Origin of the sequence: Microbacterium sp. NPDC076895 (genome assembly GCF_040687115.1) — a bacterium.
GTDB lineage: Bacteria > Actinomycetota > Actinomycetes > Actinomycetales > Microbacteriaceae > Microbacterium.
Genome location: NZ_JBFBMQ010000001.1, coordinates 216,938 through 241,492 on the forward strand (window position 1 = coordinate 216,938; position 24,555 = coordinate 241,492).

The window sequence follows — 24,555 nt, forward strand, 5'->3', positions numbered from 1 at the left end:
TTCGGCGCGCCGCCGCGGTAGGAGGGCACTACGGTCAATGCCATGGCCGTCCCACGCACCCGCCGTGCCCGTGTTGCACGGCGCCGCGCCAGGCGTGTGGCCGCATCGGGTAGTGACCTCACCGAAGTCGAATGGGTACTGATCCGCGACGCGTGGGGACGGTGCGCGTACTGCGGGCGCGCGGGTCTTGCCCTCCAGAAGGATTGCGTGCTTCCGATTTCGCGCGGCGGCCGCTACACCATAGACAACGTGGTTCCGGCCTGCGGCAGCTGTAACGCAAGCAAGTGCAACGCAGAGGTCACGAGCTGGATGCGTCGACGACGGCTCGACGAATCGGGGTTCCTTCTGGCCTGGGCTCTCATTCTGCGCGAGCTTCGCGAGCGACACGAGCCGCGCGACGCTGACGCCACCACTGCCAGAACCGGTCCAGCATCCGCTTAACCCAGCCCGACAGCCTCCGCGCCCAGTGGAACTCGGTGCCGAGCACCGCGAGCCCGAGGAAGACGACCAACCATCCCGGCCCCGGCAGTGGAACGAGCACGAGTCCGCCGAGGGTCATGATCGTGCCGACGAGAGCGACGGCGACACGGTAGGCGAGCTCGATACGAGGATGCCGCGCGACCCACGCGCGCGCTGTGCGCAGCATCCGTCTGATCGGGCGGTCCTCGCGCTCAGCGTCAGCGATCTCGGCACGGATCTCACGCTCGAGTGAGCCGGATGGCGCGGGGTCGGAGCTGGGGTGTGCAGCCTCGGGGCCTGTCGAGGACATGCCCGGACGCTAACACGCGGGGCGGCGAGATCCCTGTGAAGCCGGTCACCCAGGCGCTTGACCTTGTCACTGTGACAAGCTTTTGACTGGGGTCAGGAGGTGGCCCATGACCACGGAAACCCGAAACGCCGACCGGCTCGATGCGCTGCTGCGGGATGCCTCGGCATCGACGCGGCTGCAGGCGGCTCTCACCGCGGGATCTCGCCCCGATCCGAGCTTCATTGAGCTCCTGATCGCACGGTGCGGGGTCGAGCCGGACTTCGCGGTGCGTGACACCCTCACCTGGGCGATCACCCGGCACGACAGCGACCAGACGGTGCAGCTGCTCGTGACCGAGGCGCGCAGCCTGAATCCGCAGGCCCGCAGCCAGGCGCTCCACACCCTGTCGAAGGTCGGTGTCGCTGCCGGGTGGCAGGCGATCACCCCCGAAGTGCTCTCCGATCCGGATGACGACGTCGCACGATCCGCGTGGCGTGCCGCGGTCGCGCTCGTTCCCGAAGGCCTCGAATCGGCGCTTGCCGACGCGCTCACCGGCCAGCTCGGTCGAGGCGACGCTGAGGTGCAACGCAGTCTCAGCCGCGCGCTCGTCGGCCTCGGAGAGGCGGGATCGCGTGCGATCAATCATGTTCTCGCGGGAGACGTCACCGAGAGCGCACGGATGCATGCGCTCGCGACCCAGCGACTCCTCGCCGACCCCGACGAGGGTTTCGAAGCAGCCGTGTTCGAGGCGAAGCGGGTCGTCGCGCTCCGCAACGCGCCGGAGCCGGCCGACGATGCGACGGCGGTGTCACCCCGATGAGAATCGGTGAGGTCTCCCGTCTCTCGGGAGTGAGCGCACGGATGCTGCGGCATTACGACCGCATCGGACTGGTCCAGCCGAGCGAGCGCACGAGTTCCGGGTACCGCGACTACGGTGACGACGATCTGCGCCGCCTGCTGCAGGTCGAGGCGCTGCGATCACTCGGCATGCCGCTACGCCAGGTTGGGAACGCCCTGCAGGACTCCGGAGCAACGCCCACCGACATCCTCGATCGGGTGATCGCCGGCACGGTCGACACCATCGCCCGAGAGCAGGAACTGCTGAGGCGGCTCCGGCAGCTGCGAGATCACGAACCCGAGCACTGGACCGACGTGCTGCACACGGTGGCGCTGCTGCAACGGCTGGGATCCGACGACGCCTCGCAACGCCAACGCGCCGCCCTGGCCAGCGCGGAACCGCCGATCGTCTCGGCGCTGATCGGCGCGGTCCTTACGGAGGATGACCCGAACGTCGCAGGAGCGCTGCAGTGGGCGCTGGCGCGCTCGGCCGACGCAACGGCAATTTCCGCACTGCGCGACGCCCTCGACGCGGGCGATGGTGCGGTCCGGCACCGCGCAGTCGCTACCCTCGTCAAGATCGCCGCGTCGCAGCGAACGGATGTCGATCCTGTCCTGCGCGGCGCTCTCTCCCACCGCGACCCGGTCATCCGCGCCGGCGCAGCTCTCGCTCTGGGGTCGCGGGCAGTCCCGGAGGCGGCAGATGAACTCATCGCGATGATCGTTCGGGGCGACGGCGATGTCGAGGCGGCCGAATCGCTCGGGCACATATCGCGGGCGCATCCCGGGACCATCGAGAAGCGACTGGATGCCGCACTGACGACTCCCGGTGACCCTGAGGCTCGACTCCGACTCACACAGGCGCTCGGTGAGATCGACAGCGAAGACGCGACGCGCATGCTCCAGCGGCTCGTCGAAGACCCCGATAACCGAGTGCGACTAACGGCGCGCTACCTCGTGAGCATCCGCGAGCACTGACACCGGCAGCAGACCGCCGATAATCTGGGCTGACGCCGCGAGATGGCCCGCGGGGGAAAGGATGCCGCCCAGCCGTGGTCGATTCACTCCCCCGTTCTCGGCTCGCGATCGCCGTTCTGCTCGCCGTCTTGGCGGGCTACATCGACGGCATTGCCTTCATCTACCTCGGCGGCTATTTCGTGTCGTTCATGAGCGGCAACACGACCCAGTCGGGCGTCGAGCTTGCCGGGGGCGATCTAGCAGCGGCCGGATTCGGTTTCGCGGTGATCGTCGCCTTTGTTGTCGGTGTGATGGCCGGGACGGCGATCCGATCACCGCGGCGCGATCGGGGCTGGCTTGTTCTGCTCGGCGTTGCGGTGCTGATCGCCGTCGGTGCGGCTCTGGCATCCGCTCCCCCGGTCGACGCCAACGCGGTGACTGGCGCGGCTCTGGTGGCGGTCGCCCCCACCGCGGTCTGCCTCTCGCTCGCGATGGGAGCCGTGAACACCGTCTTCAGTGGCAGCGGCGGGCCCTCCTTCGGCATTACCTATATGACTGGCGCCCTCGTGAAGATCGGCGAGGGGATCGCGGGGGCGCTCCGGGGCGGTGACCGGACCGGGTGGCTCCGCTACCTTGCGCTCTGGCTCGCGATCGCAGTAGGCGCGATCGGCGGCGCAACGGTCTATGCGGCTTTCGGGACTGCAGCGCTCTGGTACGCCGCGGTCTTCGCTCTCGCAATCACGTGGGTCGATCTCACGGCCAGAGCGAGAGCTTCTCGGGGTTCAACACCAGCCTGACCTCGCGCACACTCCCCTCACTCACCTCGAGCGTCACGACGCCGATGACCCGCGCGTCGAGCCACATGGCAAAACCAAGCCCATCGGGTGTCTGCTGGGGTTCGAGCTTCACCTCGGGGCGCTTGTTCGCGATACCCAGGAGGAAGCGGGCGACGCGGTCGGCGCCGACAACCGGCCGGCGAGCGGCGCTGACGTGTCCGCCGCCATCCGAGCGCAGCACGACGGCCGGGTCGAGCACCGCCACCAGCTCATCAAGGCGCCCTGACTGGGCGGCTGCCGCGAAAGCCCAGACCACCCGGTCGTGTTCCTCCCGCGAGACCCGACGGGCGGCAGCGCTCTGTACCCGACGGCGAGCGGATGCCGCGAGCTGGCGACATGCCGCATCCGTTCGCCCCACCACTTCGGAGACCTCGCCGAACGGCATCGCGAAGACCTCGTGCAGCACGAACACGACCCGCTCTGCCGGTGTCATCGACTCCAGCACCGTGAGGAGCGCGCTGGAGACCGATTCGTCCAGGCTCACGCGGTCAAGCGGGTCTCGCGCGTCAGTTTCCCGCGGTGGGGCGAACGCCGAGACCGGCACCGGCTCCGGGAGCCACTCCCCGACGTAGCTCTCGCGCCGTGCCCGGGCGCTCCCGAGCATGTCTAGGCAGACCCTGCCCGCCACGCGGGTCAACCATGCGCGCGGCGACACGATCGACGCCCGCTCCTGATCGGTGAGGCGATACCAGCGCACGTATGTTTCTTGCACAGCGTCTTCAGCCTCAGCGACCGTTCCCAGCATCCGGAATGCGAGCGACACGAGGTGCCGACGCTCAGCTATCGCCTCGTCGTCGAGGGGCTCATCAGTCATCGGTTCTCCCGGAGCCACCGTACTGATCAAGCCAGTCAGCGAACGTCTGCGACCCGAGGCGCGCGCCGGACCCCGGCAGCAGTCCGCCGTTCGCCATCGCCGTACCCAATCCGCCGGGAAGACGCACCTCGACCACGCGCGCCCCCGATCCTGTCTGGCGCAGGTATCTGCGGGCGAGGTCAGCCATCTGCTCCTCGCGCGGACCTGCAAGGTCGGGCGCGTCGCCGTGGGCTCCGCTCTCGACGATCCGAAGCAGGGCCGCGGCAACCTCGGCAGCTGCCACCGGCTGCGAGCGCATCCGCGGCACCAGGTGTGCGCCGAGGACCTTCGCCTGGGCGAGCACCTGAACGGCGAACTCATGAAACTGCGTCGCCCGCAGAATCGACCAATGCCCGGCGGATGCCGCCACCCGCTGCTCCTGCAGAAACTTGCCCGCGTAGTAACCGTGGGGAGCCTGCGCGGCACCCACGATCGACAGCGCGACGTGGTGAACATCGGCGCCGCGGGCAGCCGCCAAGAGGTTCTCAGTGGCTGTTCCGAAGAACTCCCGGGATGCCTTCGCCGACAGGGTCTGTATCGAGGCGACGTCGACGACGGCATCCGCTCCATCGATCGCGGCGCGCACTCCGTCCCCTGTCACCAGATCGACGCCGTTAGAGCGCGAGAGCACGACGACGTCGTGACCGGCTCTTGTCGCTTGCTCGACGATGTGTTGACCCACAGTTCCGGTTCCACCTGCAACGGCGATGCGCATGATCTCTCCTCGTCCGCGCCGTCACGACCAGGACGCACGCTCTCATCATTCAGGACGACGGAGCGCCCCAGAACGTGAGGTGGCTCCTCATTCAGGCCTCGAATCGAAGGATTGTCTGACTATAGTCAGACATATGAGTTCGATCCCGCCTGATCCTGTTCTCGCCCGCGCGGAACTGCGCGCGTTCAACAGAACCGTCACCGAACGCATCGGCGTTCTCGAAGACCAGTATCTCGACCGCGGCAGGTCACTCGCCCTCGACCGGCTGCTCTGGGAGATCGGCACCGGCGGCGCCGAGGTGCGAGAGCTTCGCGAGCGACTCGGGCTGGACTCTGGGTACCTCAGCCGCATGCTCCGAGCCCTTGAGCAGGAGGGCCTCATCGTGACCGCGGCCTCCGCCGACGACAGCCGCGTGCGACGAGCAGAGGTCACGGATGCCGGACGCGCTGAGATCAGCATCCTTGATCGCCTGTCCGATGACCTGGCCGACGCGATCCTCGATCCGCTGACGCCGAAACAACGAGAGCAGCTCCTTGCTGCCGCAGCGACAACGCGCCGGCTACTGACCGCTTCAGCAATCGAGGTCTCCCCCGTCGATCCCGACGAACCCGCAGCCCGGCACGCGATCGCGCAGTACTACACCGTTCTGGCAGAGCGGTTCGAGCTGGGTTTCGACCCCGCCACCACCCGCCCCGCGCCGGCCGATGCGCTGCGTCCCCCCGCAGGGCGCTTCCTCGTCGCAACGCTCAAGGGCACCGTCGTCGGATGCGTCGGCGTCAAACTTCACGCCGATGGCGTCGGCGAGATCAAACGCCTCTGGGTCAGCGCCGAGGCCCGGGGCATGGGCCTGGGCAGGCGCCTGCTCACCGCGATCGAGGATGCGGCGCGAGATGCCGGGTCCACGGTCGTGCGCCTAGACACCAACCGCACACTCACCGAGGCCATCCGGCTGTATCGCACCGCGGGCTATGTCGAGATCCCCGCATTCAACGACGAGCCTTACGCGCATCACTGGTTCGAGAAGCAGCTCACCGAACCGTCGCCGAATTCAGCGCGCTTCAAGTCTTTCGGTCGTGTCGGATTCATCGGCCTCGGGCTCATGGGGACCCCGATGGCCCTCCGACTTCTCGGCGCCGGCATCCCGCTGACAGCGTGGACCCGATCACCTGCCGCACTCGCACCGGTCGTCGACGCCGGCGCCACCGCTGCCGCTTCCGCCGAAGAGGTCTTCGCGGCATCCGACACCGTGATTGTGATGCTGCGCAACGCGGCAGCCATCGAGGCGGTGCTGCAGGGCGCCCACGGCACCGTCCAACCCTTCGTCGCGGGGCGCACCGTCGTGAACACCGGCACGATTGCTCCGACGGAGTCGCGACGGCTCGCTGACGCGATCGAGGCCGCGGGCGGCACCTACGTCGAAGCACCAGTGTCGGGCTCTCGCGTACCCGCCGAGAACGGCACCCTCGTGGGCTTGCTGGCCGGCCCGGCGGCCGCGATCGATCGTGTGCGGCCGCTCTTGGAGCCGCTGTGCTCGCGCATCGAGGTCTGTGGCGAGATTCCCGCGGCGCTCACGATGAAGTTGAGCGCCAACGTCTTTCTCGTCTCGCTGCTCGCGGGCCTGGCAGAGTCCTTTCACTTCGCAGACGCCCTCCAGATGGATACCGCCGTGCTTGGCCGCATCCTCGACGCCGGTCAGATGGCCTCCCCGCTGTCACGCGTCAAGACCGACAAGCTCGTCCGCGGCGACATGAACCCGCAGGCCTCGATCGCTGATGTCCACGCGAACGCCGAGCTCATCCGAGAAGCAGCCGCCTCCGCGGGAATCGCGTCTCCGGTGATCGACACGTGTGCACAACTCTTCGCTGCCGGCGTCCAGTCCGGTGACGGCGAGCTGGATGCCGTCGCCATCGTGCGGACGCTCGACGCCCTGTCACGCTGAAGACCGAGGCCTACGGCGCGGCCTCCACGAGCGGAATCGACAGCAGCCGGTCGTCGTCGCCCGATGGCGTCCCCCGCCCGTCGGTGTTACTGGTAAGCAACAGCAGTTCGTCGCCGTCGACGGCGGCATCACGGATGCGACCGAACTCCCCGATCCACAGCGGCTGCGGATCGCCGATCAGCCCCTCGGTGCCGACATCGAGCATCCACACCCGCTCGCCGCGCAGCGCCGCGATGAACAGGGTGTTCCCGATGGCTGCCATTCCGCTGGGGCTCGCCTGATCGGTCGGCCACGTGACGATCGGATCCACGAAGGCCGGGTCACCCGCGGCCCCCTCATGGATCGGCCAGCCATAGTTTCCGCCCGGGATGATGCGGTTGATCTCGTCCACCTGGTCTTGACCGAACTCGGTGGCCCAGAGGGTGCCGTCGTCGGTCCACGCCAGACCCTGAACGTTGCGGTGGCCGAGAGAGTAGACAGCGGTGCCGAACGGGTTGCCCGGCGCAGCTGAGCCCTCAGCGTCGATCCGCAGGATCTTGCCCGCTAGCGAACCCGGATCCTGCGAGGCATCCCGGTTCCCGGCATCCCCCGTCGCGACGTACAAATATCCGTCAGGACCGAACGCGATTCGTCCGCCGTTGTGCGTGTTCGCCTTCGGGATGCCGTCGAAAATGACCTGCTCGCCGCCGAGACTGCGTTCACCCGCAGCCCCCAGAAGCGGCATCCGGATGACGCGATTGCCGTCCCAGCTCGTGAGATACGCGTAGAGCCAGGTCTCGGCATCCTGCTCCAGCACCGCAAGGCCGAGCAGACCGCCCTCGCCGGTCGCGCTCACACCCGAGACGCCGCCGATCGTGCGCACCGTACCGCCGGCGTCGATCTCCACGATCTCGCCGCCGCGCATACTCACGATGCGGGTTCCGTCTCGGAACGGTGCGACCGACCAGGGCACCCGCAGGTTTGCCGCAGCAGCGGTCGGTGCGCCGGCCGTTCTCCACGTCGCTGCCATCGACGACGCGCTGGGGGTGGGTGTTGCCGCCGGCGTCGTCGCCTCGACGCTTGGCGTTTGCAGGCGTTCGGATGCCGATTCGACGCACGCGGTCAAGGTCAACGCCGCAGCGATGATTGCTGCACCGGCTGTGCCCCGAACCGCGCGCACGTTCATTCAGACGAGGATCGCGAGAAGACTGAGCGCAGCAGGAAGAACACGAAGAGGGCGACGACCGCCACGACCGCGAGTTTCACGATGAGCATCGCAACGCCCCAGAGCAGTTCCACGAGAATCCACGCGATCACGATCGCCGCGATGACTCCGAGGATCGTCCAGAGAGTTCCTTTGTTCATGCCCCCAGCCTACGGACGACAGGACCGCCGCGGGCACTCCGTCGAAGCTCGCCCGCGACCCATCAGAACAGATCATCGGCGCCGCGTCGACGGACGTGGACGGACTGCCCGCCACGGGCGCTGACGTTCCATTCAAGGTGATCTTCTGGAATCCTCTTTCCGAGGGGTCGAGGCCGCCGCGTCGCTCTAGCGAGGAGAATCATGCCGACGTTCACCGTGGAACTGCTGCGTACCGGCGGCAACAACATCGGCATCCCGCTCTCCGACGAGCAGATCGCCGAGATCGGCGGCGGCAAGCGCCCACCCGTGCGCGTCGTACTCAACGGATACGAATACCGGACCACGGTCGGGGTCATGCGCGGACTCTCGCTCATCCCGGTCAACGCAGCAACCAGGTCGGCGGCCGGAGTCGCCGGCGGCGAACAGCACAGCGTCACCGTCGAACTCGATACCGCCCCGCGCGAGATCGAGGTGCCCGAAGACCTCGCGCTCGCTCTGGACGCCGCGGGCGTGCGCGAAGCTTTCGACGCCCTGGCGCCGTCGCGCCGCAAAGAACATGCGCGTTCTGTCGATGAAGCGAAGGCGGCTGACACCCGCGCGCGTCGGGTCGCGAAGGTCGTGAAACAGCTCCAGAGCTGAATCGATCAGCCGAGTTCGAACGTCGTCACGCCGAAGAGCTCGTCGACGGGAAGCTGAAGCGGGTCTCCTCGATACATGCGCGCTGTCTCGAAGATCGGCCGCCACCCCAGACGAGACACCAACTCGCCTGCCGCAGCGTTCGGGAGGGGCGGATCCAGGAATACCAGACTTCCGGGTGTGACCGTAGCCAGAAGCGCGGAAAGAAGATCGGCGGCAATCTCGGGATCGGCGGCGAAGAGGGGACCGACCTTATAGCGGCTCTTCGCAGTTGAGGGTGTAGCCCGGGACCGCCGGCTGGTTCGCGGATAGGCGTCGAGGTCTTCCAGGATGGAAGTTCTCACGCTCACCATCCGCCGGAAGACCTCGACTTGCACCACCCTACGTTCGCGACCCCTGACCTGACCACGTTCTGCCGTCTCGACGAGCTCGGCCTTCAGGCCGTCGGGCAGCTGCTCGAGCCTGATCGGGCGGTGCTGGAGTGCCGCGTCGTCGAGGACGACCCGTGGTGTCGGAAGTGCGGCGCGGAGGGCGTGCCGCGTGACACGGTGACGCGGCCGCTGGCGCATGAGCCGTTCGGGCATCGGCCGACGACGCTGCTGGTCCGGGTGCGCCGCTACCGGTGCACGCACTGCCGCCGGACCTGGCGGCAGGACACGTCGAAGGCGGCGGCGCCGAGGGAGAAGATCTCCCGCGGCGGGATTGGGTGGGCACTCACGGCGATCGTGGTCGACCACCTCACCGTCTCCCGCGCCGCAGCAGGGCTCGGGGTGTCGTGGCATACCGCGAACACCGCGATCATCGCCGAAGGCAAGCGTCGCCTGATCGACGACCCGGCGAGGTTCGACGGGGTCACCACGATCGGTGTCGACGAGCACGTCTGGCGTCACACACGGTTTGGCGAGAAGTACGTGACCGTGATCATCGACCTCACCCCCGCGAGGAACAAGACGGGCCCGGCCAGGCTGCTGGACATGGTCGAGGGCCGCTCGAAGCAGGTGTTCAAGGAGTGGCTCGCCGCCCGGCCTGCGGAGTGGTCGAGCCGGATCGAGGTGGTCGCGATGGACGGGTTCTCCGGGTTCAAGACCGCCGCGGCCGAAGAGCTCCCCGACGCGGTCCCGGTGATGGACCCGTTCCACGTCGTCCGCCTCGCCGGCGACGCGCTCGACCGGACCCGGCAGCGCGTCCAACAAGACACCCTCGGGCACCGCGGTCACGCCGGCGACCCGCTCTACGGGGTCCGCCGCACCCTCCACACCGGCGCGAGCTTCCTCACCGAGAAGCAGACCGCGCGGCTCGACGCGGTGTTCGCCGCCGAGGAGCACGTCGAGGTCGAAGCGACCTGGGGCATCTACCAGCGCATCGTCGCCGCCTACCGCGAACCCGACAAGAACAAGGCGAAGGAGATGATGCGGGCGGTGATCGACTCTGTCAGCAACGGCGTCCCCGCGCTGCTCAAAGAGGTCCGTCGCCTCGGCCGCACACTGAAGCAGCGCGCCGCGGACATCCTCGCGTTCTTCGACCGCCCCGGAACGAGCAACGGCCCAACGGAGGCCATCAACGGCCGGCTCGAGCACCTTCGCGGTTCCGCCCTCGGCTTCCGGAACCTCACGCACTACGTCGCCAGATCGCTCCTCGAAGCCGGCGGATTCAGACCGCTCCTACACTCTCATTCGCGATGAGCCCTTATAGCCGTCACGGCATTGGCGGATCACGCCGTAGCCCGCGATACGCGAGCCCGAGGTCTCCGCGACGATCCCGTGGTGGCCCGGCGCGGTGATCCAGTCCCGCACGAACTGTGCGCGCGGGGCACCGAAGTGGTGCGCGTCGTACCTGACGAGGTCCTCGGCGGCAACCTCCGCCGCCGAGACCAGCCGTATACCCCGTGTGCCGTGCTGTGCGGTTGCGCCAACTCCAGGAGCCGCGACGCCGGCGTAGCGAACGCTTCGGTAGGCGAGAACGAAACCCGACTTCCGATAGTTGCTCTGCTGATCAACGACCCCGTCGAGTCCGACTGTTCGCACATCCGCCAGATGAGCGAGTGCGGCATCCCACATCTGGATGCCATACCCCCGACCTCGCCAGCCGGGAGAGACGACATAGAAGCCGACGAATCCGAATGTCACGTCGTAGCGGACCGCAGAGATACAGGCGATCATCGTGCCGTCGAGGAAGCCGCCGAGGAAACCCTCCGGGTCCTGATGCCAGAAGGGACCCACGTCCGACACACCGGGATTCCACCCCTCGGCAGCGGCCCAGTCCACCGGGACCGAAACCTCGTCGATTCCGAGGGGACGGATGACGAATTGCGGCATGGGTTCCTCCGACGATCACGCTAGCGCCGCACGAGGCAGAATGGGCGACGTGATCCGACACGCCGCCCCGGGAGACGAACCGGCACTGCACGTCTTGGCGGCGGCAACCTTTCCGCTCGCGTGCCCTCCCGCTTCGACGCCAGACGATCAGCGCGCGTTCATCGAGACTCATCTCAGCGAGGCATCCTTCGCCGGCTACCTCATCGATCCGGACCGCACCGTGCTCGTCAACGATGAGCACGGAACCCTCACCGGCTACACGATGCTCGTGCTGGCTCTGCCGACGGATGACGACGTTCGCGCCGCGCTGGGTTCCGAAACTGGTGCGTCCCTCGCCGAACTGTCGAAGTGCTACGCCCTTCCGGAGACCCACGGATCCGGCACTGCAGCCCGCTTGCTCGCGGCGACCCTGGATGAAGCTCGAGCACAGAATGTCGCACGGGTTTGGCTCGGAGTGAATCAGGAGAATGTGCGCGCCCGGCGGTTCTACCAGAAGCACGGCTTCGTCATGGTGGGCACAAAGCGCTTCCAGGTGGGTAAGCGTCTCGAGTACGATTACGTGCTCTCGCTCGATCTCTGAATGGCACCGACTGTCCATTCACGGGAATGAAACACGTCGAAACGAGGTTAAGACGGGCATGCAGCGATTCGGCACATTGTCCTTCGGCCACTACGGTCCCCTCGGCGGAGGCCACATCCTCACCGCCGCCGATTCGATGAAGCAGGCAGTCGAGCTTGCCGAGGGCATGGACGAGCTCGGCGTCAACGGCGCGTATTTTCGCGTGCATCACTTCGCGCGTCAGCAGGCATCCCCGATGCCACTTCTTTCCGCGATCGCTGCCCGGACAAGGCACATCGAAGTCGGGACCGGCGTGATCGACATGCGTTATGAGAACCCCCTGTATCTCGCCGAGGAGGCTGCGGCAGTCGACCTGCTCAGCGACGGGAGGCTCGCGCTCGGTGTGAGTCGTGGTTCACCCGAGACCGTCATCCGCGGCTACGAGGCATTCGGGTACACCGGCGCGCAGGATCCTCGAGGAGCCGACCTCGCACGCGACCACTTCGATCTCTTCTGGCGCGCCATCCGGGGCGAGGGACTTGCCGAGCGCGACGCGTCAAGCCCCTTCGGCGGCGGCACTGGGATGCAGCGGATCGAGCCGCACTCCCCCGGACTCGCCTCCCGCGTGTGGTGGGGCGCAGGCACCCGTGAGACTGCCGAGTGGGCTGGACGGACCGGCGTCAACCTCATGTCGTCGACGCTTCTCACCGAGGCCGACGGCACACCGTTCGACATCCTGCAGGCTCGTCAAATCGATGCGTTCCGCGCCGCTTGGAAGGATGCCGGCCACGCCGGGACGCCCCGTGTGTCGGTCAGCCGGAGCGTCTTCCCGCTCGTCACCGCGGAGGACCACATGTACTTCGGTGGCCGCCAGGAAGGTGATGGCATCGGCTACATTGACGGCTTCCGCTCAACCTTTGGCAAGACGTACGCTGCCGAGCCCGACATCCTCGTCGAGCAGCTGCTGCAGGATGCCGCGGTCATGTCGGCTGACACACTGATGCTCACAATCCCGAGTCAGCTGGGCGTCGAGTTCAACCTGCGGGTCGTCGAGTCGTTCGCGAAGTACGTTGCACCCGCGTTGGGATGGAAGTCGAACCGAGACACCGTCCCCGTGTAACACCGGCCGCTAGGATCGCTGCGTGCTGCGCGCCGAGGTGGAGCGGTGGGTCGCGTCAATGCGCGCTCTCTGACCCCGTCAGGCATCACATCGCGCGCCAGACTGCCGCAGGAAGAGCTCGCCCACTAGATTCTCCTCATGGTCGGAGGAGTCTTCGCCGCGCATGACCGGCGGGAGAGCGGGCTCATGCGGACGCCGCCATGGTGGCGATGGCTCATCGCAGGCGTGGCGATCTTCGTCTTGTCGCAGATGAGCGTCGTACTCACCCCGTCAGGCTCAAGCATCGCTGCGTGGTGGCCCGCTGCGGGAGTGTCGGCCCTCTTCATCCTGAGGACTCCTCGCCGAAATTGGTGGCTCGTCATCGTCATGGTGATGGTCGTCACGGCCGCCGCGAACGCAGCGGCCGGACGTTCACTCGACGTGTCCGCCTCGTTCGGAGTCGCCAACGCGGTCGAAGTAGGCGTCTTCGCAATTGTGCTGCAGCTTCGCCGGCCCAACCGTCTGCTCTTGAACTCGGTCAGCAACGCGTGGCGTTTTGCTGTGAGCACGCTCGCGGCCTCCGCCGTCCTGGGTTTACTCGTTGCGCTCGTCGTCGCCCAGGTTTCGTCAGAGGCATTCGTCATCGGTGCTCATGCCGCCGCATCGCACGCCGCCGCGATCCTGATGATCGCGCCCTTCGCAGTCCTTCCTCCGCACATCGGACAGCCCACGCCGTGGGGAGAGATCGTCGCACAGATTACGATTCTGTCCGGAATCCTGGTCTACCTCGCTGCGGCGGATGCCGCCGCTCCGCTGACGTTCCTCCCGGTCGGGATCCTCGCCTGGGCGGCGTATCGGTTCCCCATTCGTGGCGCGTACGCGGAGTCACTCGCTGCAGGCGTCGTCGTCCTCGTCACGACTGTTGCAGGCCTCGGGCCGTTCACGCACTCAAGTCTCCCTCCGGAAGTGGCGACGCTGGTCGTGGTTCTTTACTTGTTCATGACCTCGAGCACAAACCTCTTTCTCTCCGCGGCAAGCTATGAGATCCGATCCGCCAATAGGGCAGCCCAGAGCGTCTCCGAATTGGTCACCAGCGGGGTCGTCGATTCGAGGATTGGGCTCCTGGTCGTCGAGCGGCGAAGCGAGGCGTGGACGGTACTCCTCTCGAACACAGCCTCACGGCGCATGCTCAGCTCTGACATCGACTCGGATCAACGCTGGGCTCGGAGCCCGCTCCGAGACGCAATGGAACGGAGTCTTCGAGATGGTGACCTCGTGACGTTCGAGACGGCGGACCACCGCGTCCTCACCGTCGATGCGTCCCCCGTCAAGAACGTCGCCGACCGCGTGTCGGTGCAGGTCATCGACGTCACAGACTCAACGCGCTTGGCGGAAGAGAGAATCGCCACCGAACGAGACCGGGCAGCGACATTGGCCGCGCAGCTGGAACTAGAGCGTCGCCAGGTGGACTTCGTCGCCACGGCGAGTCACGAACTGCGTACTCCCATCACAAGCGTCAGCGGATACCTCGAGCTCATCGACGAGAGCAACGAGCTGTCAGAGCCCTCGCGGGAGTGGCTCGCGATTGCGTCTAGAAATGCACGGCGCCTGCAAGAGCTCATCGACGACCTTCTCGTGATCGCTCGCGTGAGCCGCCCCTCCTCGTCACCCGCGCCGCGCACGTCAGTCGCTGTCAGCGACATCGTCCACGACGCAGCAATACCCTACGACGCCGCCGCGCGCGAGCGTGGTGTTCGACTCGACCTGGGCCAGCTCGACGGTACCGTCCGCGCCTCGCGTCACGAGGTGGTACGAGCCCTCGGCTGCCTCATCTCCAACGCCGTGAAATTCACTGCTTCCGGCGGTCACGTCCAGGTTGCCTCCACGACGGAGGAGCTCGACGATGCCACAGATGCCGCATCCGCCGCCGTCATCCGGATCACCGTGACCGACAACGGCAGCGGGATCGCCGCTGATGATCTCCCCCACGTATTCGAGCAGTTCTATCGCACAGGCGACGCCGCGGCCGCGATTGCTGCCGGCGCGGGCCTGGGTCTGACGATCGCGCGAGAGATCGCCGAAGCGAACGACGGCAGAGTGGAGATCGCGTCAGATAACCGCCAGGGAGTGGTCGCCAGCCTCATTCTTCCGGCGGTGTCCGAGAGTATGACGCCGTAGAGTCACGAACCGATCAGCGCGTGTTGCGATCCGCCGCACCGCGCGGCGGATCGACGGTGACATCCAACGGCTCCAGACCGCGGAGCGATGTCCAGGTGAGAGCCTCGCCCTTCGCGGCGTGCTCGGATGCGCGCACGGCACGCTCGTCGGCCCAGCTGTTGAGGCGGTGGCCGCTATGGCCGCGCACGTGCTCGAGCACGACATCCGGCATCCCTGCCGACCGGCGCGCGTCACGCGCAGCGATGAGCCGCTCGAGGATGTCTCGATTGGCCACTGGCTTCTTGGCGCTGGTCACCCAGCCGCGGCGACGGTGCCCATCCATCCACGAAGAGTAGGTGTCAATGGCGTACTTGGAGTCGGCCTGGATGACCAGCTCGCGGACATCGGCGTGGTCGACGATCGCGTAAAGCAGTCCGAGCAGCTCACCGATGTTGTTGGTGCCCTCGGGAAGCGATCCGGCAGCCCAATTGCCGTCCTCCCCGACCCACGCCCACCCGGCCGGCCCCGGGTTTCCCTTGCAGGCACCGTCGGTGGCGACGATGTACCGGTCGGTCGGATGCGGGGAGATGGGCTCTGGCACGCCCTCCAGTCTCCCAGCCTTGGGGTGATCGCCGCGCGACGCGCCCGGCACGCTCAGAGCGAAACTGCTACGCGGAGCCGAACACCAGCGAGTTGACTGAGGTCGTGCGCAGAATCCTCGTCCTGGGCGGAACCGGATGGCTCGGCCAGCACGTCGCGAGCGCGGCTCTCGCGGAGGGCGCAGAGGTCACCTGCCTCGCTCGCGGCGACTCGGGGGCTCCGCCCGACGGCGCCCACCACGTCGTGTCGGATCGCCGTGATCCGGATGCCTATGCGACGCTCGCGGGAGAGTGGGACGAGGTCATCGAGCTCACCTACGATCGCGAGTTCGTCACCGGAGCACTCACCGCCCTCAGCGCGCGAGCCGCGCACTGGACGCTCGTTTCGACGATCTCGGTGTATGCCGACGCCGCAACCCCCGGAGCCGACGAATCGTCACCGGTTGTCGAACCGCAGGGTCTCGCGAACTATGCGGACGCCAAAGTCGCCGCGGAGCGCACGACCGCCGCGGCCCGCGGCGCGAGTCTGCTCGTCGCGCGCCCCGGTCTCATCGTCGGCCCGGGCGATCCGAGCGATCGGTTCGGGTATTGGCCGGGGCGACTCGATCGAGGCGGAGACGTTCTCGTGCCCGACCTGCGCGACCGCTTCGCTCAGGTGATCGACGTCGCCGACCTGGCAGCCTGGATCATCGACGCGAGCCGATCGGGCCACACGGGAGTGATGGATGCCGTCGGGCCGAGCATCCCGATGTCGGAGCTGTTCGACGTCGTCCGCGACGTCACCGCCTTCGACGGCGACCTCATCAGCGTGGATGACGAGACGCTCGTCGCGCACGACATCGCGTACTGGGCGGGTCCCCGATCCCTCCCACTGTGGCTCCCCGCGGATCACACGGGCTTCGCACAAAGATCCGGCGCCGCGTACCTGTCTGCCGGCGGAAAGCACCGGCCGCTCCGCGAGATCATCGAACGCGCACACGCGGATGAACTCGCACGGGGCCGTGATCGCCCGCGCCGGGCGGGCATGAGCGCCGCCGAGGAGGCGGGAGTACTGCGCGCGATGCTCGCCTGAGCGCGCCGACGGCCTCAGCCTCGGTGAGCCCGGTAGTACTCCAGCAGCGCGCGGGTCGAGGCATCCTGCGCCGCGATCGCGTCCGCGTCGCCCTCGATCGCCGGAGCGATCTGCAGCGCAAGCTGCTTGCCAAGCTCGACACCCCACTGATCGAAGGAGTTGATGCCCCAGATCGTGCCCTCGGTGAACACGATGTGCTCGTACAGCGCGATGAGCTGACCGAGCACCGCCGGAGTCAGCGCGGGGGCGAAGATCGAGGTCGTCGGGCGGTTGCCCGGGAAGGTGCGCGCCGCCACCAAGGCGCCCGTAGATCCCTCAGCCTCGACCTCCTCGGCGGTCTTGCCGAACGCCAGCGCCTTGGTCTGTGCCAGGAAGTTCGCCAGGAACAGCCCGTGCACGTCACGCCCGCCGTCCTCAAGGGGGTAGGCGGGGTTGACGAACGCGATGAAGTCCGCCGGGATGAGCCGTGTGCCCTGGTGAATGAGCTGGTAGAACGCGTGCTGCCCGTTCGTGCCGGGCTCGCCCCAGAAGACCTCGCCGGTGTCGGTCACGACCGGCGATCCGTCCCAGCGGACGCGCTTGCCGTTGGACTCCATGGTCAGCTGCTGCAGGTACGCCGGGAACCGGTGCAGCTGCTGCGCGTACGGCAGCACGGCGTGAGTCTGCGCACCGAGGAAGTTCGTGTACCAGACATTAAGCAGGCCCATGAGCACCGGCACGTTTTGCGCCAACGGGGTCGTGGCCACATGCACGTCGACGGCGTGGAATCCGGCGAGCAGGTCGCGGAAGGCATCCGGCCCGAGCGCAATCGTGAGCGAGAGCCCGATCGCCGAGTCGACCGAATACCGGCCACCCACCCAGTCCCAGAAGCCGAATGCGTTGTCGGTGTCGATCCCGAACTCGGCGACCTTGTCGAGCGCGGTCGAGACGGCGGCGAAGTGGTGCGCGACGGCGTCGGTCTTGGCGGCGTCAGTCCCGTCGATGGCACCGGATGCCGTGAGTCCCGCCCACAGCCAGTCCCGCGCGAGACGGGCATTGGTGAGGGTCTCGAGCGTCGTGAAGGTCTTCGAGGCGACGATGAACAGCGTCGTCTCGGGGTCGAGGTCGGCGGTCTTCTGCGCCATGTCGGTCGGGTCGATGTTCGAGACGAACCGCGCCTCGATGCCGGCGGTCGCGTACGGGCGCAGCGCTTCGTAGACCATGACGGGGCCGAGGTCCGACCCGCCGATGCCGATGTTGACGACGTGCGTGACCTTCTTGCCGGTCACGCCGAGCCACTCCCCCGACCGCACGCGGTTGGCGAAGGCATCCATCGCGTCGAGCACCGCGTGGACGTCGGTGTCGACATCCTGGCCGTCGACGACGAGCGTGGGGCTCTCGCCTGCCGGGCGACGCAGCGCCGTGTGCAGCACCGCTCGGTCTTCGGAGGTGTTCAGGTGCACGCCGGCGAGCATCTGCGCAAATCGCTCCGCAACGCCGGCTTCTTCCGCCAGCTGCACGAGCGAGGCAAGGATCTCGTCGGTCACGAGGTTCTTCGACAGGTCGACGTGCAGGTCGGCCAGCGGATGACTCATCCGGTCGACCCGGCCGGGGTCGGTGGCGAACCAGGCACGCAGGTCCGGAGCGAATCCGGATGCGGCATCGGTGAGGGCGGACCAGGCGGGGGTGGATGTCGGATCGACGGGTGCGTTCACTCGTCACACGCTACCGAACCGCAGCACCGACGTCAGGAGTATCGGCCGTGAGTTAGCCCCTCGCTCCGCATCCATCACCCGAGCGCGTCGAGGAAGCCATTCGTGTAAGACAGCGAAGAGCTCCCGCTGGACACGGAGTTGCAGGTGATCGACACCCACGCGCTCGGCGGCGAGCAGGGCACATCCCGATCGAGCGACCAGAAGTGGATGCCGGCGAGCCCCTGCGTCTTCGCGTAGGCGGCGACGGTCTGCACATCCGCGAGCGTGAAGACCTCATCGCGCACGTCGTTCATCCCGATCATCGGGGTCAGCTCGATCTTGCCTGCCGGGATCGCATAGGTGTGCTGCAGGTTCCCCACTGCCCGGATCGCCGAGGCACCCATGTCGCACAGTCCGCCGCTGACGACGCACACGCCCGCACCTGCGGTGCCGTAATCCATCACCATGAGGTTGACGGTGTAGTTGCGAAGCCCGGATGCCAGAATCGCGCGCACTGTCGTGTCGCCGGTCGTGTTGAGGCCGCCGTAGCTGCCGTCGCTGGCGGCGAGAGTTGCGAGCGTGAATGAGAACCGCAGGTCCGGGTAGGTCTGCTGGACGCCGACCGCAGACGCAACAAGATCACGGATGTCGGCCGCAGACTGACCGGATTCGATGTCGAAGTCGATGCCGATCAAGTGATCCGACCCATACCGCTCGATGAACGCGGTCATGCCCGCAGCTGAGGAACAGTGGAACGCTCCCGCCGCCCCTCCCGTGGAAACGATGTAGTCGACGCCTGCCGCGTCGAGCGCCGGAATGTTGGCGTCGGCAAAGGCCTGGGCAGCCACGCCGCCCCAGTTCTCGCTCCCGCACGTTCCGGTTGCAAAAGCCAGTGTCACGGCATCCAGCTCGGTGGCGCTGCTGCCGAGCGTCCCGCCGGCACCCACGAGGGGCTGGGAGGTGCCTGCGACGGAGGTCCCCATCGCGAACGTGTTCCAGTTCATGCCGACGGTGACGTCCTTGTACGGGCTGAAGACGAACTCCAGCGGCATGCCCGGTGTGTCGGAGGGGCTCGGTGTCGGCGTCGGAGTCGGCGTCGGCGTCGGCACGACCGTGGGCGTTGGGGTGGGGGTCGGCGTGGGGGTAGCGCTCGGCGTGGGGGTAGGTGTGGCACCGCAAGAACCGAGCGCGGTCCACGGCTGGCCTGTCCCGGCGACGCCGTTGTGCGTAGCCGGGTCATCCCCGCGCGTCCACCAGTTCGCCCGGTAGAGGATGCCGCCCCGTGTTGCTGTGTTTCCTGCGACGTAGATCGCCCCTGCGCTCCAGGCGGCAACCGTGCACGACCCGGTCGGACTCGGCGTCGGCGAGGGCGTCGGAGCGGTCGTCGGAGTGGGAGTCGCCGTCGGTGCGGGTGTCACGACACCGCACGCGCCCAGAGAGGTCCACGGCTGGCCCGTCCCCGTGACGCCGTTGCGGGTGACAGGGTCATCCCCGCGCGTCCACCAGTTCGCGCGGTACTGGATACCGTTCTTGCTGGCCGTGTCTCCCCCGACGTACGTGGCGCCCGACGACCACGCGGGAGCGCAGGAAGCAGCATCCGATCGTGTTGCCGGGACGATGGCCAACAAAGCCCCCAGCACGAGGCTCAGGATGGCGAGAGCTACAAGGCCGGGGCGGGCACGGCGAACGGTCATGGGGTCCTCTCGGGTGCGGACGCTGATGCGGAGATGGATGCCGCGAGCCACACGCTATCGACGGCGCCTCGGGGCAAACATCGACGACACGATGAGAATCTCCTCACGTTCTGGCGGTGCCAGGATGGAGCCATGACCCGCATCGGAACCAGTGACCTCGACGTCTTCCCCCTCTGCCTCGGTGGCAACGTGTTCGGCTGGACCGCCGACCGCGACGAGAGCTTCGCGATCCTCGACGCCTTCACCGAGGGCGGCGGCGACTTCGTTGACACCGCCGACGGATACAGCGCGTGGGTTCCGGGTAACACCGGGGGCGACAGTGAACGGATCATCGGCGCCTGGCTCGCCGCCCGTCCGTCCGCACAGCTGACCATCGCAACCAAGGTCAGCCGCCATCCCGACTTCCCGGGCCTGAAGAACATCCGCGGTGCCGCCGAAGCGTCACTCGAACGACTCGGTGTCGAGACCATCGACCTGTATTACGCGCACTACGACGACCCCGAGGTTCCCCTCGCTGAGGCTGTCTCGGCGTTCGGCAAGCTCGTCGACGATGGCCTCGTTCGCACGATCGGGCTGTCGAACTTCACACCCGAACGCATCCGCGAATGGATGCTTACTGCAGCCGACCTGGGCGTTGCTCAGCCGGTCGCGCTGCAGCCTCACTACAACCTCGTGCACCGCAACGAGGTCGAGGGCGAGATCGCCCCGATCGCCGACGAGTTCGGCCTTGGAATCCTGCCGTACTACGCCCTCGCCAGCGGGTTCTTGACCGGCAAGTACCGGTCACCGGATGCCGAGGGTGGCGCATCACCGCGAGCCAAGGGCGCCGCGAAGTACGCCACCCCGCAAGGACTTCAGGTCCTGCAGGTCCTGGAGCGGATCGCCGCGGCCCACGCGAGCACGATGGCGGCGGTGTCGCTGGCGTGGTTGCGCGAACAGCCGCACGTTGTCGCCCCGATTGCGAGCGCCTCGCGCGTCGAGCAGGTCGCCGACCTGCTGGCCAGCGCGACGCTGCAGCTCACCAACGCGGAGCTCGAGGAACTGAGCGTCGTCTCGGAGTGGACCCCGACCGACATCTGAGCCGAGCTCTCTGCGGTCTCAGGTCGCCCCTGGACTCAGAGCGAAGCGCGAGGGGTCGCAACACGCCGTATCGCGCTGTGCGCGTGCGGCGTGTTGCGACCCCTCGCGTGAGACCTTGGGTCCTTACTGGGCGGCGGGGCGCTGACCCGCGCCGCGACCGCGTGAACCGCGGCGACGTCGGGCGGGAGCACCCTCGGCTCGCTGCGGGTTGCGGTCGGCTGCCGAACCCTGGTCGGCGGCGTGACGCGGGTTATGAGCGTGGGCTGGCTTAGCCGTGTGCCCGGGCTTCGCGGAGCGTCCCGGCTGGGTCCCGCGACCCGAACCGCTGCGCTGTCCGCCTCCGGAGCGCTGGCCTCCGCTACCCGACCCGCCCGAGCGGGCGGTGCGAGGTGACGATGCCGGTGCGGCAACAGGCAGCATCCGGTGCTCGGCGCGCGGTCCGACCAGCTCGTCGACAGCTGCCGACGATGCCTTCACGGACTCCGCCTCGACCTGGATGCCTGCCTTCTTGAGCAGCTGGGCGATCTCTCGACGCTGCGCCTCAAGGCCGACCGTGACGACGGTTCCCTCGGCGCCGGCACGTGCGGTACGTCCCGAGCGGTGCAGGTACGCCTTGTGCTCGACGGGAGGATCCACGTGCACGACAAGCTCGACCTGGTCGACGTGCACGCCACGGGCTGCGACATCCGTCGCAACCAGCACTCGCACGCCGCCATCCTCGGGCGCGGCCGAGAACGCGGCAAGGTTCCGGTCGCGCGCGTTCTGCGAGAGGTTTCCGTGCAGGTCGACAGCGGGGATGCCTGCGGCAGTGAGCTGCTTGGCAAGCTTCTTTGCCTGGTGCTTGGTGCGAGTGAACAGGATGCGGCGTCCCTGGCCCGAAGCGAGCTCGCGAACGAGCGCAGTCTTCTCCTCGGTGCCGGGAATCAGGAACACGCGGTGCGTCATCTCCCCCGCGGGAACGCTGGACTCGTCGACCTCGTGACTCACGGGCGACGACAGGAACCGGCGGGCGAGCACATCGATGCCGCCGTCGAGGGTGGCACTGAACAGGAGGCGCTGACCGTCGGCGGGGGTTGCGGAGAGGATCCGAGTCACACCGGGGAGGAAGCCAAGGTCGGCCATGTGGTCAGCCTCGTCGAGCACGCTCACCTCGACACGGTCAAGGCGCACGACCTGCTGCTTCATCAGGTCTTCGAGGCGGCCCGGGCACGCCACGACGATGTCGACGCCGGCGCGCAGCGCCTGCTCCTGCGGACGCTGGCTGACGCCCCCGAAGATCGTGGTGACCCGCAGGCCCACGGCGTTTGCGAGCGGCTCGATGGTCGCGGCGATCTGCGTCGCAAGCTCTCGGGTGGGGGCCAGCACCAGGCCGCGCGGACGGCCGGAGGTCAGCGGGGTCGAGGATGCCGCGATACGCGCGACCAGCGGCAGCGCGAACGCGATCGTCTTGCCGCTGCCGGTGCGGCCGCGGCCGAGCACGTCGCGCCCGGCGAGGGAGTCGGGCAGCGTGTCGCGCTGAATCGGGAAGGCCTCGGTCTTGCCCGAGGAGCTGAGCACCTCGGCGAGCACTGCGGGCACGCCAAGGTCAAGGAAAGTAGTCATGGGGTGCTTTCGTGGTTATCCGCACACAGCTGCACAACCCGCGCAAAGCGGCGAAGGGCTGTGGTGAGCGGAGGAGTGGCGACGGCGCGGGTTCGCGCATCGGTTCGCCGTTCGAGAAGAGAGCCGGACCGTCAGGCCGGGATGCGTATCGACGACGCTGGCAGAGATCGAGAACGATGTCCGCCGTGAAAGACCCTACCAGTGATACCTGGGAGCTCCGCCCGGACGGCGGACACGCGCGGCGGGCTGGGAACGCTCAGGCCCGGCGGTATTCCGAAGCCATGGGGCAATCGAACGGATCGCGGGCAGCAAGTCCGACACGGTTGAGGTACTCGATGACGATCGCGTACGAGCGCCACAGCGAGGTCTCGGTGTACGGCACGTCATGGGTCGCGCAGTAGTCGCGCACGATCTCACGCGCCTGGGCCAGGTGCAGGCGCGACATGCTCGGGAAGAGGTGGTGCTCGACCTGGTAGTTGAGCCCGCCCATGAGCCACGTCGCCCACCATCCGCCCGCGACGTTCCGCGACGTACGGACCTGCTTGGAGAAGAAGTCGAGCTTGGCGTCAGGCGCGATGATCGGCATCCCCTTGTGGTTCGGCGCGAACGACGCCCCCATGTACACGCCGAACACGGCAACCATGACCCCGAAGAAGGCAAAGGCCATACCCAGCGGAAGAAGCAAGAAGATCGGCACGAGCACGATCCCGAAGCGCAGGCTCAGGATGCCGAGCTCGGTCCAGCGACCCTTGACGGGTCCGCGCGAGAGCAGGTGACGAAAGCTCAGCGCGTAGAGGTTCATGCCCTCCAGCGTCAGGAGCGGGAAGAACAGCCACCCCTGCTTGCGGGTGATCAGGCGCACGATGCCACGGGATGCTGCGGCATCCGTCTCGAGGAACGAGATCGTATCGACCTCGATGTCGGGGTCCTTGCCGACCCGGTTCGGGTTGGCGTGGTGACGGGAGTGCTTCGAGTCCCACCACGAGTAGCTCATCCCGACGACCCCGCCGAGGACCCGGGCGAGCCGGTCATTGGCCGGGCCGCTGGAAAGGATCTGGCGGTGCGCGGCTTCGTGCGCGAGGAAGGCGACCTGGGTGAACAGGATGCCAAGTGCCGCAGCAATCAGCAGCTGGAACCAGCTGTCGCCCAGCAGGATGAATCCGGTGATTGCGCCACCGAAGCCCACAGCGATCGCGGCGCCGACGGCCGCGTAGAACCACGGCGTGCGCTGCAGCAGTCCGAGTTCACGAACGACCTGCGACACCTGCGTGTACGCGCGAGCCACCGGCGGGAACTCGGCGGTTCCGGCATAGGTCTGGCGAACCGGCCCGAGCCTGGACGATTCCGCGACGACGGGAGGCAGGGAAGATACGGAGGATGACGGCACAACGGCACCTGACTTCACTCGTGCGCCGCACGTCGTGCGCGCCGCGGGATGGATGCCAAGGGCAGTTGCCGTTCGCTATTCCCCACACTACGGAGGGGCACATGTCGGCATCCGAATACTCGCGGCTTCACACGACATCGTCAGGCTGGAACGCGTCGCTGCTGAGATGGATGACATCCAGAAACGACGAACGCGCCGACTCCGACTTCGGAGCGGCGCGTTCGAGGGGATTGTGTCAGAGTGCGCGGATGTTCGCAGCCTGCAGACCCTTGGGGCCCTGCTCGGTGTCGAACTCGACCTTCTGCGCTTCCTCGAGGCTGCGGTAGCCGCTGCCGGCGATCGCGCTGAAGTGCGCGAACACGTCGGCGGAACCGTCATCGGGAGCGATGAAACCGAATCCCTTCTCGGAGTTGAACCATTTGACGGTGCCGGTGGCCATATCGTCTTTTCCTT

Annotated in this window: 25 protein-coding genes; 12 read left to right on the plus strand and 13 right to left on the minus strand. The window is 67.5% G+C overall.

The window, feature by feature from the left end:
• Positions 1 to 42 precede the first annotated feature (42 nt).
• Positions 43 to 441, plus strand: coding sequence for an HNH endonuclease (locus AB0O89_RS01085; RefSeq protein WP_300590683.1), 399 nt, complete (start codon positions 43 to 45; stop codon positions 439 to 441).
• Here AB0O89_RS01085 and AB0O89_RS01090 read toward each other — a convergent pair.
• On the minus strand, positions 359 to 769 hold the full coding sequence (locus tag AB0O89_RS01090; protein WP_363493440.1) for a TIGR02611 family protein: 411 nt from the start codon (positions 767 to 769) through the stop codon (positions 359 to 361). The genes AB0O89_RS01085 and AB0O89_RS01090 overlap by 83 nt on opposite strands.
• 106 nt (positions 770 to 875) lie before the next feature.
• Here AB0O89_RS01090 and AB0O89_RS01095 point away from each other — a divergent pair, with 106 nt between their 5' ends.
• The 3 genes from AB0O89_RS01095 (at position 876) to AB0O89_RS01105 (ending at position 3,339) form a co-directional block, all read left to right on the plus strand.
• Complete coding sequence (locus AB0O89_RS01095) at positions 876 to 1,568, plus strand: HEAT repeat domain-containing protein (protein ID WP_300590685.1); 693 nt, start codon at positions 876 to 878, stop codon at positions 1,566 to 1,568.
• Positions 1,565 to 2,563: a HEAT repeat domain-containing protein gene (locus AB0O89_RS01100; RefSeq protein ID WP_363493442.1), complete on the plus strand. Its 999-nt coding sequence runs from the start codon at positions 1,565 to 1,567 to the stop codon at positions 2,561 to 2,563. The genes AB0O89_RS01095 and AB0O89_RS01100 overlap by 4 nt, the downstream gene beginning before the upstream one ends.
• Positions 2,564 to 2,637: 74 nt before the next feature.
• Positions 2,638 to 3,339: a YoaK family protein gene (locus AB0O89_RS01105; RefSeq protein ID WP_363493444.1), complete on the plus strand. Its 702-nt coding sequence runs from the start codon at positions 2,638 to 2,640 to the stop codon at positions 3,337 to 3,339.
• On the opposite strand, the gene sigJ is transcribed toward AB0O89_RS01105, so the two are convergent.
• Both sigJ and AB0O89_RS01115 read right to left on the minus strand, forming a co-directional pair.
• Positions 3,296 to 4,192, minus strand: coding sequence for an RNA polymerase sigma factor SigJ (sigJ, locus tag AB0O89_RS01110; RefSeq protein ID WP_363493446.1), 897 nt, complete (start codon positions 4,190 to 4,192; stop codon positions 3,296 to 3,298). The genes AB0O89_RS01105 and sigJ overlap by 44 nt on opposite strands.
• Positions 4,185 to 4,946 (minus strand): NAD(P)H-binding protein, encoded by a 762-nt coding sequence (locus AB0O89_RS01115; RefSeq protein WP_363493448.1) that lies wholly within the window; start codon positions 4,944 to 4,946, stop codon positions 4,185 to 4,187. Before AB0O89_RS01115 ends, sigJ begins: the two co-directional genes overlap by 8 nt.
• Positions 4,947 to 5,079: 133 nt before the next feature.
• On the opposite strand from AB0O89_RS01115, the gene AB0O89_RS01120 reads away from it, so the two are divergent.
• On the plus strand, positions 5,080 to 6,885 hold the full coding sequence (locus tag AB0O89_RS01120) for a GNAT family N-acetyltransferase (protein WP_363493450.1): 1,806 nt from the start codon (positions 5,080 to 5,082) through the stop codon (positions 6,883 to 6,885).
• A 10-nt stretch (positions 6,886 to 6,895) separates the two neighbouring features.
• Here AB0O89_RS01120 and AB0O89_RS01125 read toward each other — a convergent pair whose 3' ends face one another.
• Positions 6,896 to 8,050, minus strand: a complete 1,155-nt coding sequence (locus AB0O89_RS01125) for a PQQ-dependent sugar dehydrogenase (protein ID WP_363493452.1) — start codon at positions 8,048 to 8,050, stop codon at positions 6,896 to 6,898.
• The gene (locus tag AB0O89_RS01130) at positions 8,047 to 8,229 is read right to left on the minus strand and encodes a hypothetical protein (protein ID WP_363493454.1); all 183 of its coding nucleotides are present in this window, start codon (positions 8,227 to 8,229) and stop codon (positions 8,047 to 8,049) included. Before AB0O89_RS01130 ends, AB0O89_RS01125 begins: the two co-directional genes overlap by 4 nt.
• Before the next feature lie 201 nt (positions 8,230 to 8,430).
• On the opposite strand from AB0O89_RS01130, the gene AB0O89_RS01135 reads away from it, so the two are divergent.
• A complete protein-coding gene (locus AB0O89_RS01135; protein ID WP_363493456.1) occupies positions 8,431 to 8,868 on the plus strand; it encodes a YdeI/OmpD-associated family protein in 438 nt (145 codons plus the stop codon).
• A gap of 5 nt (positions 8,869 to 8,873) precedes the next feature.
• Here AB0O89_RS01135 and AB0O89_RS01140 read toward each other — a convergent pair whose 3' ends face one another.
• Positions 8,874 to 9,209: a hypothetical protein gene (locus tag AB0O89_RS01140; protein ID WP_363493458.1), complete on the minus strand. Its 336-nt coding sequence runs from the start codon at positions 9,207 to 9,209 to the stop codon at positions 8,874 to 8,876.
• 27 nt (positions 9,210 to 9,236) lie between these two features.
• Between AB0O89_RS01140 and AB0O89_RS01145 the strand changes: the two genes are divergently transcribed.
• Positions 9,237 to 10,547, plus strand: coding sequence for an ISL3-like element ISPfr18 family transposase (locus AB0O89_RS01145; protein ID WP_022882454.1), 1,311 nt, complete (start codon positions 9,237 to 9,239; stop codon positions 10,545 to 10,547).
• On the opposite strand, the gene AB0O89_RS01150 is transcribed toward AB0O89_RS01145, so the two are convergent.
• A complete protein-coding gene (locus AB0O89_RS01150; protein ID WP_363493460.1) occupies positions 10,527 to 11,180 on the minus strand; it encodes a GNAT family N-acetyltransferase in 654 nt (217 codons plus the stop codon). The two genes, AB0O89_RS01145 and AB0O89_RS01150, sit on opposite strands and share 21 nt — an antisense overlap.
• 40 nt (positions 11,181 to 11,220) lie before the next feature.
• Between AB0O89_RS01150 and AB0O89_RS01155 the strand changes: the two genes are divergently transcribed.
• From AB0O89_RS01155 to AB0O89_RS01165, 3 genes are all read left to right on the plus strand, one after another.
• Positions 11,221 to 11,760, plus strand: coding sequence for a GNAT family N-acetyltransferase (locus tag AB0O89_RS01155; protein WP_363493462.1), 540 nt, complete (start codon positions 11,221 to 11,223; stop codon positions 11,758 to 11,760).
• A gap of 58 nt (positions 11,761 to 11,818) precedes the next feature.
• Positions 11,819 to 12,859, plus strand: coding sequence for an LLM class flavin-dependent oxidoreductase (locus tag AB0O89_RS01160; protein ID WP_363493464.1), 1,041 nt, complete (start codon positions 11,819 to 11,821; stop codon positions 12,857 to 12,859).
• A gap of 138 nt (positions 12,860 to 12,997) precedes the next feature.
• Positions 12,998 to 15,016, plus strand: coding sequence for an ATP-binding protein (locus AB0O89_RS01165; RefSeq protein ID WP_363493466.1), 2,019 nt, complete (start codon positions 12,998 to 13,000; stop codon positions 15,014 to 15,016).
• Between the two features lie 13 nt (positions 15,017 to 15,029).
• Here the strand turns inward: AB0O89_RS01165 and AB0O89_RS01170 are convergent, their stop codons facing one another.
• Positions 15,030 to 15,596, minus strand: coding sequence for a ribonuclease H (locus AB0O89_RS01170; RefSeq protein WP_363493468.1), 567 nt, complete (start codon positions 15,594 to 15,596; stop codon positions 15,030 to 15,032).
• Positions 15,597 to 15,700: 104 nt separating this feature from the next.
• Here AB0O89_RS01170 and AB0O89_RS01175 point away from each other — a divergent pair, with 104 nt between their 5' ends.
• A complete protein-coding gene (locus tag AB0O89_RS01175) occupies positions 15,701 to 16,666 on the plus strand; it encodes an NAD-dependent epimerase/dehydratase family protein (protein ID WP_363493470.1) in 966 nt (321 codons plus the stop codon).
• Between the two features lie 14 nt (positions 16,667 to 16,680).
• On the opposite strand, the gene pgi is transcribed toward AB0O89_RS01175, so the two are convergent.
• Positions 16,681 to 18,360: a glucose-6-phosphate isomerase gene (gene pgi, locus AB0O89_RS01180; protein WP_363493472.1), complete on the minus strand. Its 1,680-nt coding sequence runs from the start codon at positions 18,358 to 18,360 to the stop codon at positions 16,681 to 16,683.
• 74 nt (positions 18,361 to 18,434) lie between these two features.
• Positions 18,435 to 20,033 carry a carbohydrate-binding protein gene (locus AB0O89_RS01185; RefSeq protein WP_363493474.1) on the minus strand — a complete coding sequence of 533 codons (1,599 nt, stop codon included), beginning with the start codon at positions 20,031 to 20,033 and terminating at the stop codon, positions 18,435 to 18,437.
• A 132-nt stretch (positions 20,034 to 20,165) separates the two neighbouring features.
• On the opposite strand from AB0O89_RS01185, the gene AB0O89_RS01190 reads away from it, so the two are divergent.
• A complete protein-coding gene (locus tag AB0O89_RS01190; RefSeq protein ID WP_363493476.1) occupies positions 20,166 to 21,113 on the plus strand; it encodes an aldo/keto reductase in 948 nt (315 codons plus the stop codon).
• Between the two features lie 123 nt (positions 21,114 to 21,236).
• Here the strand turns inward: AB0O89_RS01190 and AB0O89_RS01195 are convergent, their stop codons facing one another.
• From AB0O89_RS01195 to AB0O89_RS01205, 3 genes are all read right to left on the minus strand, one after another.
• Complete coding sequence (locus AB0O89_RS01195) at positions 21,237 to 22,715, minus strand: DEAD/DEAH box helicase (RefSeq protein ID WP_363493478.1); 1,479 nt, start codon at positions 22,713 to 22,715, stop codon at positions 21,237 to 21,239.
• A gap of 256 nt (positions 22,716 to 22,971) precedes the next feature.
• On the minus strand, positions 22,972 to 24,102 hold the full coding sequence (locus AB0O89_RS01200) for an acyl-CoA desaturase (protein ID WP_363493480.1): 1,131 nt from the start codon (positions 24,100 to 24,102) through the stop codon (positions 22,972 to 22,974).
• Positions 24,103 to 24,337: 235 nt separating this feature from the next.
• Positions 24,338 to 24,541 (minus strand): cold-shock protein, encoded by a 204-nt coding sequence (locus tag AB0O89_RS01205; RefSeq protein ID WP_228178646.1) that lies wholly within the window; start codon positions 24,539 to 24,541, stop codon positions 24,338 to 24,340.
• Positions 24,542 to 24,555 lie beyond the last annotated feature (14 nt).

What these genes read in the sequence shown, in the direction of transcription:
- AB0O89_RS01085 (WP_300590683.1), top strand. Translation starts at nt 43, where the DNA reads ATGGCCGTCCCACGCACCCGCCGTGCCCGTGTTGCACGGCGCCGCGCC.
- AB0O89_RS01090 (WP_363493440.1), bottom strand. Translation starts at nt 769, where the DNA reads ATGTCCTCGACAGGCCCCGAGGCTGCACACCCCAGCTCCGACCCCGCG.
- AB0O89_RS01095 (WP_300590685.1), top strand. Translation starts at nt 876, where the DNA reads ATGACCACGGAAACCCGAAACGCCGACCGGCTCGATGCGCTGCTGCGG.
- AB0O89_RS01100 (WP_363493442.1), top strand. Translation starts at nt 1,565, where the DNA reads ATGAGAATCGGTGAGGTCTCCCGTCTCTCGGGAGTGAGCGCACGGATG.
- sigJ (WP_363493446.1), bottom strand. Translation starts at nt 4,192, where the DNA reads ATGACTGATGAGCCCCTCGACGACGAGGCGATAGCTGAGCGTCGGCAC.
- AB0O89_RS01115 (WP_363493448.1), bottom strand. Translation starts at nt 4,946, where the DNA reads ATGCGCATCGCCGTTGCAGGTGGAACCGGAACTGTGGGTCAACACATC.
- AB0O89_RS01120 (WP_363493450.1), top strand. Translation starts at nt 5,080, where the DNA reads ATGAGTTCGATCCCGCCTGATCCTGTTCTCGCCCGCGCGGAACTGCGC.
- AB0O89_RS01125 (WP_363493452.1), bottom strand. Translation starts at nt 8,050, where the DNA reads ATGAACGTGCGCGCGGTTCGGGGCACAGCCGGTGCAGCAATCATCGCT.
- AB0O89_RS01130 (WP_363493454.1), bottom strand. Translation starts at nt 8,229, where the DNA reads ATGAACAAAGGAACTCTCTGGACGATCCTCGGAGTCATCGCGGCGATC.
- AB0O89_RS01135 (WP_363493456.1), top strand. Translation starts at nt 8,431, where the DNA reads ATGCCGACGTTCACCGTGGAACTGCTGCGTACCGGCGGCAACAACATC.
- AB0O89_RS01150 (WP_363493460.1), bottom strand. Translation starts at nt 11,180, where the DNA reads ATGCCGCAATTCGTCATCCGTCCCCTCGGAATCGACGAGGTTTCGGTC.
- AB0O89_RS01155 (WP_363493462.1), top strand. Translation starts at nt 11,221, where the DNA reads ATGGGCGACGTGATCCGACACGCCGCCCCGGGAGACGAACCGGCACTG.
- AB0O89_RS01160 (WP_363493464.1), top strand. Translation starts at nt 11,819, where the DNA reads ATGCAGCGATTCGGCACATTGTCCTTCGGCCACTACGGTCCCCTCGGC.
- AB0O89_RS01165 (WP_363493466.1), top strand. Translation starts at nt 12,998, where the DNA reads ATGGTCGGAGGAGTCTTCGCCGCGCATGACCGGCGGGAGAGCGGGCTC.
- AB0O89_RS01185 (WP_363493474.1), bottom strand. Translation starts at nt 20,033, where the DNA reads ATGACCGTTCGCCGTGCCCGCCCCGGCCTTGTAGCTCTCGCCATCCTG.
- AB0O89_RS01190 (WP_363493476.1), top strand. Translation starts at nt 20,166, where the DNA reads ATGACCCGCATCGGAACCAGTGACCTCGACGTCTTCCCCCTCTGCCTC.
- AB0O89_RS01195 (WP_363493478.1), bottom strand. Translation starts at nt 22,715, where the DNA reads ATGACTACTTTCCTTGACCTTGGCGTGCCCGCAGTGCTCGCCGAGGTG.
- AB0O89_RS01205 (WP_228178646.1), bottom strand. Translation starts at nt 24,541, where the DNA reads ATGGCCACCGGCACCGTCAAATGGTTCAACTCCGAGAAGGGATTCGGT.